This is a genomic window from Spirillospora sp. NPDC029432, assembly GCF_040703975.1.
Taxonomy (GTDB): Bacteria; Actinomycetota; Actinomycetes; order Streptosporangiales; family Streptosporangiaceae; genus Spirillospora.
The window spans coordinates 53,944-67,159 of record NZ_JBEZWH010000009.1 but is presented as its reverse complement, the minus strand read 5'-3'; the positions used below and the strand labels follow the sequence as shown (position 1 = coordinate 67,159).

Below are 13,216 nucleotides of genomic sequence, written 5' to 3'. Positions count from 1 at the left end.
ACAGGACCGGACGGCGCGAGCCGCGACAGTACAGCGGCCGGCCGCGCCGCCGGTCGCCGAGCGGGCGGTGCCCTCATCGGGCGTCCTCGGTACCGGTGGCGGCGGCCAGCGCGTCGGCGAGCAGAAGGCCGCCGAGCACCGTCACCGCCGCCAGCATCGCCACCGCCTGCACGACGGGCAGGTCCCGGGTGCCGATCGAGCCGACCAGCAGTTCACCGAGCCCGCCGTACCCGAAAACCGTCTCCACCACGGCGGTGGAGGCCAGCAGCCCGCCCGCCACCAGCGCCAGGACCCGGGCGGCGGGCGCGGCCAGGTGCGGCAGGACGTGCCGTACGGCCACCCGGAGACGGGGCACGCCGCGCGCCACGGCGGCGGTCACGTGCGGGCGGCGCAGCGTGTCCGCCACGCCTCCGCCGAGGAGCACCGCACCGTACGCGGCGGCCGGGACGGCGAGCGCGAGCGCGGGCAGGACCAGGATCTCCGGTGCGGCCAAGGGCGATCCGGCCGCGGGCAGCAGCGAGACCGGGGGCAGCCGGCGCAGCAGCCCGGCGAAGAGGACGGCGAGGACCGCCGCGAACACCACCTGCGGTACCGCCGCCAGCCCGGTGATCAGCCCGCCGGTCAGGCCGGCGGCGCGGGAGTCCCGGTGCGCCGCCGTCCCGGCGAGCCAGGCGAGCGCGAGCAGAAGCGGCACCGTCACGGCCAGCGCGCAGCCCGCCAGCACGAGGGTCGCGGGCAGGCGCTCGGCCAGGATGTCGCTCACCGGACGCTCCGTCACCAGGGAACGCCCGGCGTCGCCGCGCAGCAGCCCGCCGGCCCAGCTCGCGTAGCGCTCCCAGGCGGGCCGGTCCAGGCCGAGCCCGGCGCGCAGCGCCGCCTCCTGCGCGGCGGAGGCCCTCCCGCCGGAACGCGCCTGCGCCGCGTCCGACGGGAGGAGCTCGGTGGCCCCGAACACCGCGACCGAGACCAGGAAGAGGACCGCCACCGGCCGCAGCACGAGTCGCGTCATGAGCCTCGGCACGGGACGGCGCGGCGACCGGGCCACCGGTGCGCTCACGAGGTCAGCCGGGTCCGCTCGATGAAGCTGCTCTCGAAGCCGGGGCCGGTCGGCAGGTCCGCGACGCGGGAGGAGGTGAGGTCGAGCCCGTCGCCGGTGGCCCAGACGACATAGCCGCCCTCGTCGCGGATCTGCCGCTGGAGCTCGCCGAGCGCGGCCTTGCGGCGGCCGGGGTCGGCGGTCGCGAGGGCTTCGGCGTACGCCTTGTCCCAGGCCGGGCGCTTCCACGCCGTCTCGTTGGTGGGGGCCGAGCTGAGCAGCGATACCCGGGTCACGTCCAGGAACGGGATGCCGCCGAAGTAGCCGGTGTAGAAGTCGCGCTTGGCGAACACCTTGGTCCAGTAGGTGTCCGGCGGCTCGTTGACGACCTTGACCCTGATGCCTGAGGGCTCCAGTTGCTTGGCGAACAGGGTGGCGGCGGTGTCCATCCCGGGGTAGGAGGTGGTCGTGGCCAGGGTGAGGTTTAGGCCGCCGCCGTGTCCGGCCTGCCGGAGCAGTTCCTTGGCCTTGGAAAGGTCGCGGGTTCGTGGCGGGATGCCGGTCGGGCTGGTGGGATCGTTCGGGGTGAGCAGGTCGTCGCCGACCTTGCCGTAACCGAGGAAGACCTTGTCCAGCAGCTCCTGCCGGTCGGTGGCGAGCTTGATCGCCTCGCGTACGCGAGGGTCGTCGAACGGCTCGCGGTCCAGCCGCATCACGAACGGGTACATCACGGCGCCCGCGCGGCGCACCACCTTCACCGCCTTGTTGCCCCGCGCCTGCTTGGCGGTGGCCGGGTTGACGCTGGAGGCGACATCGGCCTGCCCTGACAGGACGGCCTGCGCGCGGGCCTGCGGGTCGATCACGGCGCGGATCTCGACGCGCTCGGTGGGCGGGCGGCCGCCCCACCATTTGTCCTTGCGCTCCAGCACGGTGTTCTGGAGGTTGCCTCCGGCCATCGCGTACGGGCCGGACCCGGCGGGCGCCTTGTCGAAGCTCGTGGTGCCCTCCGGGACGACGAACGTGATCGACTCGAGGGCCCGGGGCACCTCCGCGTACGGTGCGGTGGTCCTCAGCTCCAGCGTGTGGTCGTCGACCACCTTGGAGCCGGCGACGTCGAACATCGTGAAGCGGCCGAAGTTCTCGGCGGACTTGGCGTGGATGCGGCGCAGCGAGAACAGCACGTCGGCGGCGCGCACCGGGCGGCCGTCGCTGAACGCGGCGTCCGTGCGCAGCTTGACGGTCCAGGTGGTCAGCTTGTCGTCGGGGGTGATGGCGGTGGCCAGCCGCAGTTCGGTGGTGCCGTCCGCGCGGGGCTTGGCCAGCACGTCGTACATCAGCGCGAACCGGACCAGGTCGGACTGGTTGGGGATGCCGCCGTGCGGGTCGTTGGTCGCGGCCGCGGCGGCGCCGACGGTGACGTAACGCAGCGTCTTTCCGGCGGGCCGGGCGGCGGTGTCGCCGCTCCCGCACGCGGACAGTGCGGTCACGGCCAGGCCCAGCGCGGACACGCCGGCACCGGCGCGAAGGCGTTTCATGATCGTGGGTTCCGTTCTTCTGGAAGGGGGAGGGGCGGCCGGGCTCAGGAGCGGGGCAGAGCGCGGTCGATCAGGGCGGCCAGTTCGGGCAGCGCGGGCGGGCGGAGCAGGCCGTAGTGGTCGGTGTCGAGGCCGTGGACGTCGAGCGGCCCGGCCAGATGGCGGCTCCAGCCGAGGTCGGGCAGGCCGGGCGGGGTGTCGTCCACTCCCATGCCGATGCCGGAGTTGCGGGTGGCGGGGCGGTCGGCCCGGACGAGGAGCGTATGGACGCGGTGGTCGCCGATCCGGCCGGGCGTGTGCGCGGCCAGGCCGCGCAGGTGCCGGGCGAACACCGCGATCCGGTCCCGGACGTCCTCGCGGCGCCCGAGCAGCCGGTGACCGCGCAGGCGGCGGGAGACCTCGGTGTATCGCGCGTCCGGGGCCAGCGCACGCAGCGTCGCCCGCTCCGCCTCGGTGCCGGTGCCGAGGTCGATGCCGCCGAACGCCTCGTACGCGGCCAGGAGCCGTACGGCCGCCTCGGCCTCGGCGGCATCGGGCGTGGGCGCCTCGATGGGGGTGATGTAGGTCGGGTCGTTGGCGTCGAACATCAGCAGCGTCTCCACGTGCTGCCCGCCCTCGGCCAGCAGCCGCGCGGCCTCCTGACCGAGGCTGCCGCCCATCGACCAGCCGCCCAGCACGTACGGTCCGCCGGATCGCTCCCGGATGGCGGCCAGATAAGCGCCGGCCAGACCGGTGAGGTCGTCCGGCGCGGCGTCGCCGAGCAGGCCGGGATCGGTGACGGCGACGACGGAGTACCGCTCGTCGATCAGTCCGGACAGCCCGACGTAGCACATGACATCGCCGCCGGACGGGTGCAGCAGGTAGAGCGTGCGGTCGCCGGTGCCGTCCCGCAGCGGTACGAGGACGTTGTCGTTCACGACGGCCGTGCCGGTTCCTGCCGCGGCCGCGGTTCGAGGGCCGGTGCCCGTCGCCTCGCCGGCCGGCTCGTCCCAGGCGGCGGGATCGACGGCCAGGGTCCGTACCCGGTCGGCGTACGCGGTGAACACCCGGTCCACCTGGTCGGCGGGCAGCAGCCCGTCGACGGCGTCCCATTGCAGCAGCAGTTCGCCGCGCTGGACGAGCGCCTGGTGGTCGAGCCAGACCTGCGGCGTCTGGCTCAGCGCGTGCACCTGCTCGCCCACCCATTGCAGGTCGGGTTCGCCGCCTACCAGGTCCTCCAGGCCGAGCGCGCTGGTGAACACCACCGGGATCGAGCCGACCTCGCCGGTACGGGCGGCGCGTTCGGAGAGCAGCTCCAGGGCGGAGTACTCCCGGTGGTCCAGGTCGGCGAAGAGGCGTTCGTGGACGGCGCGTACCCACCCGGCGAACGTGGCCGGCTCGCGGCGGTACACCTCATGGATCAGCAGCGAGGTGAAGTCGCCGACGACCGAATCCACGTCGGCGTGGATCGGCGGGCGGTCGAACAGCGTGAGCGTCAGCGCGAAGTGCGCACGGCCGGACCAGTCCGCCAGCGTCTCGGCGTACGCGGCGAGCAGCACGGCCGTCGGCGTCGTGCCGTGACGAGCCGCCTGGGCGCGCAGCCCCTCCCACTCCTCGGGAGAGAGCCGGGCGGTACGGCGCTTGAACACCGGGGGGCCGTCCAGGGAGCCGACCGGGAGCGGCGGCGGCCCCGGGATCGTGTCCAGCCGGTCCCGCCAGTACCCGGCGGCCCGGCGCCACGCCTCGCCTCCTCGCCGCGCCTCCATCGTCCGGGCGCAGGCGGCGAAGCCGACGCCGATCTCGGGGAGCACCGCGTCCGGGTCCTGGTAGAGGCGCCGGACCTCGCGGTCGATGATCCAGTAGCTTCCGGCGTCGCAGATCAGCACGTCCACGCCGATGAACAGCCGGACCCCGCCGCCGGGCAGCCGGGCCGCCTCGACGTGCACCAGCGGCCAGCGATCGGACGGGCCCGGGTCGCGGGAGAGCCGGGCCCGCAGCCGGGCGAGCCGCGCCTCCTGCCCGGCCTCGTCCAGGCCGGTCAGGTCGTGGACGCGGATCCGGTACGGGGGAACGTGGTCGAGTGTCCGCAGCCGTCCCCGGGAGGTGGTGACGGTGCGGAGCATCGGATGGCGTTCGATTACCTTGCGCCAGGCGCTCTCGTACCTGGCGACGTCCAGGTCAGGGCAGTCGTACTCCAGGTAGAAGTGGCAGGCGATGTCGCCGAGCGCGTAGCCGCCCCCGCGCCCGACCCAGTAGGCATGCTGGACGCGGGTCATCGGGAACGTGCCGTCGTCCTCGTCCTCGTCCTCGTCCTCGTTCTTGTCCTCGCCTTCGGCCTCCTCGGATACGGGCGCGCGGGCCGGCGGGGCGGCCTCGGTGGCCGGTGCCGTCGCCCCGTTCGCCGAGAGCAGTTCGGTGAGGCCGCCGAGGGTGGGCCGGGCGAGCAGGTCCCGCAACCTCAGTTCGACGCCGAACACCCGGCGCAGCGTGGTCAGCATCCGGGTGGCCAGCAGCGAGTGGCCGCCGAGGGCGAAGAAGTCGGCCTCGGGCGAGGACACGGGGACGCCGAGCAGGTCCGACCACACCTCGGCCACCGCGCGCTCGCCGGGGGCCAGTTCCGCGCCCTCGCCGGCGTCGCCCGGGGCGGCCGGTTCGGTGTAGGCGGCGGTGGCGGCGCGTTCGCGCAGGTCGGTGGCCGAGACCGCCACCACCGGTGGCGTGCCCGGTCCGCCGGCCGCCAGGATGCGGTCGAGGGCGGCCATGCCGGTCGGGGCGTCGAGGGCGAACGTCAGCCGCACCTGGCGCTCGCCGCCCATCGGGCCGACCTTCCAGGCGTCCCAGACGGCGCTGACCCAGCGCGGCCCGTCATGCCGTGCCGCCGACAGGGACTCGGCCAGCGCGTCCAGGTAGCGGTTGGCGGCGCAGTACGGGCCCATGCCGATGCCGCCGAGCAGCGTGCCCGCCGACGACATGAGCACCACCGTCTCCGGGCGCCGGTCCGGCGGCAGCGCGTCGAGTGCCGCGCGCAGGGCGAGGGCGCCCTGGACCTTGGCGGCGACGTGTCCGGTGACGTGCTCGGCGGTGACGTTCCGCAGCGGTCGAAGGTCGGCGGAGGCGACGACCCCGGCGGCGTGCACGACCAGATCGATCGGGGCGCGAGCGGCCAGTTCCGTGACCAGCGCCGCGGTCGCCGCCGTGTCGGCCGCGTCCACCTGCCGTACCTCGATGTCCAGGCCCTCTTCGGCCAGCAGCCGCAGCCAGCCGGCCCGGTCCCCGTCCTGGGGCGGACCGCTCCGGGAGGTGATCACCACGCGCATGCCCCGGCGGGCCAGGTGCGCGGCGGTGGTGAGGCCGACGTCGCCGAGCCCGCCCGTGATGAGGGCGACGCGGCCGCGCCGGACCGCGGCGTCCTCCGGGACTTCGGGTCTCCAAGACCGGAGCCCGCGCACCCATCGGACACCGCTGCGCACGGCCGCTTCGACCCCGGACTCCTGGCCGGCGGCCAGATCGCCCAGTTCGTCCAGGACGGTGATCGTGTCGTCGGAGCGGTCGTCCAGGTCGAGGGCGCGCCATCGCAGGCCGGGACGCTCTTGGGCGAGGATGCGCGGCAGTGCCAGCGCGGCCGCCGTTCCGGGATCGGGCCGGTCGGCGCCTTCGACGCGCTGTGCCGCTCGGGTGACCAGCAGCAGGAAGGCGGGCGCGGTGTCCGCCTCGGCGAAGGCCCGGGCCACCTGAGCGTGCCGCAGCACGTCGCCGGTCACGCCTTCGGCGTCCCCGGCGAGCACGATCGCGCCGGTCCACGCGCCGGGAGCGGGGTCGGGCGCCTTCTTCGTTCCGGTCAGGACGGTGATGTCCGCGCCGGCCTTCGCGAGCGCGGCGGCGAGCCGTTCCGTCGCGGCACCGGCCGGACCGGCGACGAGCCACCGGCCGTCGAGCGCGCGGCGCGGCGGGAGCGGTGGGGTCTGGTGCCACACCGGGATCTGGAGCGGTTCGGTCTCGTCGGGCGCATCCCCGGCTTCGAGCCCCGCCGAGCGGCGCGGCGGGTCGATCCAGAAGCGGCGCCGCTGGAACGCGTACCCGGGCGTGGCGATCCTGCGCCGCCCCGGCCGGTGCATGGCGGCGAAGTCGACCGCCACACCGTGGGCCCAGAGCCGCCCGGCCGCGGCGCGCGCGCTCGCGAGGTCGTCGCCGCCGGACTCCACGGCGAGCGCGGGAACGGTGGCGGTCAGGGACTCCATGCGGTGGGCGCGGGTGAGGGCGGCCAGGGCCGCGCCCGGCCCGACCTGGACCAGCACTGCGGGCCCCGCGGGCTCGCCGTCCTCGATCGCCGTGCGCACCGCGTCGGAGAAGCGCACCGGGTGCCGCAGCTGGCGCACCCAGTGGTCGGCCGTGCCGAGTTCGGCGCCCGCCGCCTTCCCGGTCACCGTGCTGATCGTCCTGATCGCGGGGGTACGCCCGGCCAGCCTGGCCGCGGCGGTACGCATCGCGGGCAGCGCGCCGTCGATCAGGCGCGAGTGGGCGGCGCCGTCGAAGCGGAGCCGGGACGGCTCCAGCCCGGCGGCGCGCAGTTCCGCCTCCAGCGCCGCCACCGGGGCGCGCGGCCCGGACACCACGCACGCGTCAGGGGCGTTGACGACCGCCAGGTCGACGTCGGGATGGCGGTCGAGCAGCTCCCGCGCCGACTCCTCGGGCAGCGGTACGGCCAGCATCGCGCCGTCCCCGGCGGCCTCGGCCATCGCCACCGAGCGGGCGGCGATGAGCCGCGCGGCGTCCCCGGTCCGCAGCGCGCCGCCGACGACGGCCGCGGTGTACTCGCCGAGGCTGTGCCCCAGCACCGTGTCCGGCACGATCCCCCACGAATCCAGCAGCCTGGCGGTGGCCAGCGACACCGCGAACAGGGCGGGCAGCCCGTGTACGGGCCCGTGGGCGCGTTCGGCGTCCCCGGCCCGTACGATCTCGCGGATGTCGTGCCCGAGGAGGTCGCCGAACAGGTCGGCGCACTCGTCCACGCAGGCGGCGAAGACCGGTTCGGCGTCGTACAGCGCGGCGCCCATGCCGGGCCTGGCGCTGCCGCCGCCGGGGAAGGCGAACACTACGCGCGGCACTGCCGTCACAGGGCCGATCGGTGCCGCCGAGCCGAGCTCGCCGTACGAGACCGCCGACAGCCGGTACGGCAGGTGCTCCCGTCCCTCCTGCAACGTGTGCGCCAGGTCTGCGCCGTCGGACTCGCCACCCCGGGCCGCGAGCGCGCCGGCCGCCTCGCGGAGGGCGGCGGGACCGTGCGCCGACAGGACGATCGGGTGCGGGCGCGGATCCGGCGGACCGGGGGCGCGCTCGGGCGCCGGGCCGAGGATCGCGTGCGCGTTGGTGCCGCCGATCCCGAACGAGCTGACCCCGGCCAGCGGCGGGCCGTCCCACGGCCGCGTCCCGGTGACCACCTCGAAGGGTGACCCGGTGAGCCCGAGCAGCTCGTTGATCGGCCGCGCGTGCAGCGAGGCGGGCAGCGTCCGCTCGCGCACCGCCAGCACGGTCTTGATGAACGAGGCGATCCCGGCGGCCGCGTTGGTGTGCCCGATGTTGGACTTGACCGAGCCCAGCCCGCACCAGGCCGGGCCGGTCTCACCGAACACCTTGCGCAGTGCCGCGACCTCGATCGGATCGCCGATCCGGGTGGCCGTTCCGTGCGCCTCGACGTACCCGATCCGCCGTGGCCCGATCCCGGCGACGGCCTGCGCCTCGGCCAGCACCCGCGCCTGCCCCTGGACGGACGGTGCGGTGAACCCGGTCTTGGCCGCGCCGTCGTTGTTCACGGCCGTTCCGTGCACGACGGCGAGCACGGGATCGCCGTCCTCCAGCGCCTCCCGGAGGCGGCGCAGCACGACGACGCCGACCCCCTGGCTGTAGACGATGCCGGTGCCCTCGGCGGAGAACGCGCGGACGCGCCCGTCGGTCGAGTAGATGCCGTCCGGGGTGGACAGGTAGCCGCGCCCCTGCGGGACGATCAGCGAGACCCCGCCCGCCAGCGCCGTGTCGCACTCGCCCGACAGCAGGGACTGGACCGCCATGTGCACGGCCACCAGCGAGGTGGAGCAGGTGGTGTTGACCGCCACCGCCGGGCCGGTGAGGTTCAGCCGGTAGGCGGTCTGGAGAGGCAGGTAGTCGGTCTGCGTGGCGATCGCCGTCTGGAGGCTGCCCGCCGGATCGGCGCCACCGCCGGTCGGATCCCACCGGTCCCACAGATTGGAGGCCAGGTAGGAACTCTGCGCCGCGCCCGCGAACACGCCCACCGCGCCCGCACCGCGGCCGCCGCCATGACCGGCCTGCTCCAAGGCGCGCCAGGCGCACTCCAGGAAGAGCCGGTGCTGCGGGTCGAGCAGCGCGGCCTCGGCGTCCGTGAACCCGAACGGCTCGGGATCGAACAGGTCCTGCCCGTCGATCAGCCCGGCGACCGGGACGTAGGCCGGATCGCGGCGCAGCGCCCTGGGCACGCCGCTTTCGGCGAGCCGGTCGTCGGTGAGGCGGGTGAGGCCCTCGCGTCCTTCGGCGAGCAGCCGCCAGAACGCCTCGGCGTCCGGGGCGCCCGGGAAGCGGCAGGCCAGGCCGGTGACGGCGATGGTCGTGTCCTGGTCCGGTGCCGTGTCGGCTTCGAGGGTCATCGGGTGACCTCCGCGGCCCGTCGGCGAGCCTCGCGCCGGGCGTCGCCGCGCCGCGCCGCCGTACCGGTGGGCGCGTCGGAGGGTGGTGAGGGCGCCGCGGACGCCGGTCCGCCGGCTCCCGCACCGCCTCTCCGGTGGGCGATCCACGCCGCCAGCTCCCGCACCGTCGGCCTGGTGAACAGATCCACCACCGACAGATCCGGGTCGAGCCGTTCCACGAGCCGGGCATGGGCCCGCACGAGGGTCAGCGACGTGGCGCCCAGCCGGAGGAACGGCGTGTCGACCGCTATGGGGGCGCCGTTGAGCAGCTCGCCGAGGGTCTGGACGATGACCCGTTCGACCTCCGGATCCGATGTCGCCGCAGGCTCCGGCTCGGAAGCGGGCGTGGACGGGGACGCCGCGACCGGCTCCGGTACGGTCTCGGGCACCAGGACGGGCATCGGCACGGGCACCGGCGCGGATCCGGGGACGACGCTCAGCTCGATCAGCCCGTCCATCGGCAGTCGCTGCTGGAGGGCGAGCCCGCGCCGCTCGGCCGTGCCGGCCAGGCGCGCGGCCCATTCGCCCGCGGCCGCCAGCGCCTGTACCGGAGCCAGTGCACCGCCGGAGACGCGCACCGCCACGTCCAGACCCAGTTCGGCGGCCTGGCCGAGCAAAGCGGCCAGTTCGTCGCCTGCGGGAGCGGGCGCCGGCACGGCGGTGGCCGTTACAGGGACGGCGGGCTGCTGGGTCGGCGGTGCCTTCTCGGCCGGGCGGCGGTAGGGATTGGGCAGCGCCTTGTAGTCGATCTTCCCGTTGTCGGTGACCGGGAACTCCTCCAGCCACAGGACGCGAGTGGGCACCATGTACTCCGGTACCCGCTCGCGCAGATGGACGATGAGCTCCTCGTCCGGCGGCTGCTCCCCGCCGCCCGACGCCACGAGGTAGGCGACGAGCCGCGGCCGGTCGTCGGGGCCGCGGACCGACAGCGCCACCGACTGGCGCACGCCGGGCGCGCGGTTGAGAGCCGACTCGACCTCGCCCAGCTCGATGCGGTGCCCGCGGATCTTCACCTGGCGGTCCAGCCGTCCCAGGAACTCGATGTTCCCGTCGGTCCGCCATCGCCCCAGGTCACCGGTCTTGTACAGGCGCCGCCTCAGGACCGGATGGGTGACGAACCGCTCTCGCGTCTGCTCTTCGTCCCCGATGTACCCGCTGGCCAGGCCGTCGCCGCCGATGTGGAGCTCGCCCACCTCGCCGACCGCGCACGGGCCGCCCCGCTCGTCCAGGATGTGGAACGACTGCCCGCGAAGCGCGCGCCCGTACGGGATGCTCGCCCATTCCGGGCGCACCTCGCCGATCGGGTAGCAGATCGACCAGATCGAGCCCTCGGTGGCGCCGCCGAGGCTCACCACCGTCGCGTCCGGCGCGAGCGCACGGATCCGGTCCGGCAGCGTCACGGGGATCCAGTCGGCGGACAGGAACACCAGCCGGAGCGGCGCCAGCACGGCGCGGGCGCGTTCGAGCTCGATCTCGGCGTACTCGACCAGCATCTCCATCAGCGCCGGAGCGGTGTTCCAGACGGTGACGCGGTGCCGTTCCATCAGATCGAGCCAGTGCCCGGGGTCGCGCTGCCGGCCCGGATCGGGCAGAACGAGCCCGGCGCCGGTGCCCATGACGCCGAAGATGTCGTGCACCGACAGGTCGAAGCTGAAGGCCGACAGCCCGAGCACCCGGTCGTCCGGGCCGACCGGGAAGCGGTCGATCAGATCGTCGATGGTCGTACGGGCGGCCCGGTGCTCGATGGCCACGCCCTTGGGGCGGCCGGTCGATCCGGAGGTGAAGATCACGTACGCCAGCTCGTCGGGAGCCGGAACACGCGGCTCGGCCTCGCCGCCCCCGAGCGAGCCGGACGCGGGCAAGCGGTGCACCTCCACGCCCGCCGGCCAAGAGACGTCCGAGTCCTCCGGGACCACGGCCCGGCGCACCCCGGCCTGCTCGCACACCGACGCGATCCGCGCCGCGGGCCACGACGGCTCGACCGGCACGTATCCGGCGCCGCTCGCGGTGACCCCCAATAGCGCCGTGACCTGCTGGATCCCCTTCTCGAACGCCACCGCGACCAGGTCACCCGGGCCGGTGCCCGTTCCGGCCAGCTCCCGGCCGATCCGGCGTACCCGCTCGGCCAGCTCGGCGTGCGTCACCTCGTGCGCGCCGTCCAGCAGCGCCGCGTTCCCCGGATGCTTCTGCGCGGCCCAGCGCAGCGGATCGTCCAGCAGCGGCCCGGCGTCTCCGAACGGGCGGCGGTCCAGGGGTTCGTCCAGCAAGAAAGTCGGGTCCCAGCCCAGTCCAGGATCGGTCCACGCGCCGGGATCGTCGGCCAGCCGCCGCAGCAATCGCAGATGCGCGTCGCGCATCCCGGCCACGTAGCCCTCGGTGAACGCGCCGTCCGCCGCGTCCCAGGCGATGCGCAGCCGCCCGCCCTCGTCGTGGACGATGTGGTCCAGCGCCACCTGAGGCGTCTGGGAGATGCCGAAGACCTCCTCGCCCAGCCACCCGGCCGGTGGGCGGTCCGGGTCGGACAGCCCCAGCCCGCTGGTGAAGACGACCGGATGGGACGGCGTCAGGTCCGCGGTCCCGGTCTCGCGCAGGACCTCGACCCCCGACATGGTTCGGTGGTCCATGTCGGTCCAGAAACGCCGGTTCACCCGTTCGGCGAACCTGGCGAACCCTTCGGCGAGTTCCGGACGCGGCACCTCGACCAGGATCGTCGAGGTGAAGTCGCCGACCAGATGCTCCAGCTCCGGATCGTCGGGCCGGTCGAACAGCGTGGTGTTCAGGCTGAACGGCGCCGCCGCGCCCCACCGGTCCAGCACCAGGCCGAACGCGGCCAGCAGCACGCCGGTCGGGCTCAGGCCGTGCTCGGCCGCCCGCTCCCGCACCGCCCGCCACTGCCCCGCGGAAAGCTCGGCTGACTCCCGGGAGAACCGGTGGCCGCGCAGCTCCGCCAGATCGGTCGCCCACGGCAGGCGGGGGCCCGGCGGCAGATCCGGTGCCCGCCGCGCCCAGTACTCCCGATCCCGTTCGCGCCGGAGCCGCTCCCCGGGATCGGCGGCGCGGTGCCGCATCACCTCGGCGAACGTCAGGGAGGCCCGGGGAAGTTCGGCCGACGGGGCGATCATCAGCTCGCCCCACTCGGCCAGGATCTGCATCCAGCCGGCGAGGTCGAGGGCCAGCACGTCGATGCCCAGGAAAACCCTGGTCCGCCCGTCCGGCAGGAAGGCCGCGCGCACGTCGAACAGCGGCCAGCGGGCGGGATCGCGTACCTGGTGCGAACACTCGTGCCGCATCCGCTCCAGCACGGCGTCCGCGTCCACCGCGCCGCGCAGGTCGGTTACGGCGATCTCGTAGTGGCCGGTCTCGGGCAGTACCCGCTGCCGCCCCTCCGCGTCCACGATCATCCGGAGCATCGGATGGTGCGCCACCAGCCGGTTCCAGGCCGCACCGAGCCGAGCGAGATCGTCTTCCGGGCTGTCCGGGCCCGGCCACCGGTCGTACTCGCGGTAGTAGAACGTTGCGACGCCACCCAGAGGGAACGCCGGATTCCGGCCGATCCAGTACGCGCTCTGCAGCGGCGTCAACGGGAACGTCTCCTGCGGCCCTTCGTCCGCGATCGAAGCCGGCGACCCGGCCTCGTCCTCCTCGACTCCTGACCGGGCCGCGACGCTGCGCACAGTGGCGGATCCGAGGAACGCCGGAAGCGGCAGGTCGATCCCCAGATCGCGCAGCCGCCGCCGCAGCCGTACGGCGGTGAACGACTCCAGCCCGAGAACGGTCAGCGCGGTATCGGGATCGACGGAGGCGGGATCGAGCCCGAGGACTTCGGCGACCATCTCGCCTACCTCGTCGACCATCGCGGGCGAGGACGGCAGCACGTCACGCATGGGTCTCCCAGAAGCCGGACGAGTACGAACTTGCACGACAATGATTATCACAACCGTTTTCGCAAGAACAGTCCGTCTTGCCGCGAT

At 74.5% G+C, this 13,216-nt stretch carries 4 protein-coding genes; all 4 read right to left on the bottom strand.

Annotated features, from left to right (window positions below):
• Positions 1–73: 73 nt before the first annotated feature.
• From AB0881_RS09670 to AB0881_RS09655, 4 genes are read right to left on the bottom strand one after another with little or no spacing between them, the layout of a single operon-like run.
• On the bottom strand, positions 74–1,009 hold the full coding sequence (locus AB0881_RS09670; protein ID WP_366615738.1) for an ABC transporter permease: 936 nt from the start codon (positions 1,007–1,009) through the stop codon (positions 74–76).
• Positions 1,010–1,053: 44 nt separating this feature from the next.
• Positions 1,054–2,571, bottom strand: a complete 1,518-nt coding sequence (locus tag AB0881_RS09665) for an ABC transporter substrate-binding protein (protein ID WP_366615736.1) — start codon at positions 2,569–2,571, stop codon at positions 1,054–1,056.
• Positions 2,572–2,615: 44 nt separating this feature from the next.
• On the bottom strand, positions 2,616–9,206 hold the full coding sequence (locus AB0881_RS09660; RefSeq protein ID WP_366615735.1) for an SDR family NAD(P)-dependent oxidoreductase: 6,591 nt from the start codon (positions 9,204–9,206) through the stop codon (positions 2,616–2,618).
• Complete coding sequence (locus tag AB0881_RS09655; RefSeq protein ID WP_366615734.1) at positions 9,203–13,129, bottom strand: amino acid adenylation domain-containing protein; 3,927 nt, start codon at positions 13,127–13,129, stop codon at positions 9,203–9,205. The genes AB0881_RS09660 and AB0881_RS09655 overlap by 4 nt, the downstream gene beginning before the upstream one ends.
• Positions 13,130–13,216: the final 87 nt, after the last annotated feature.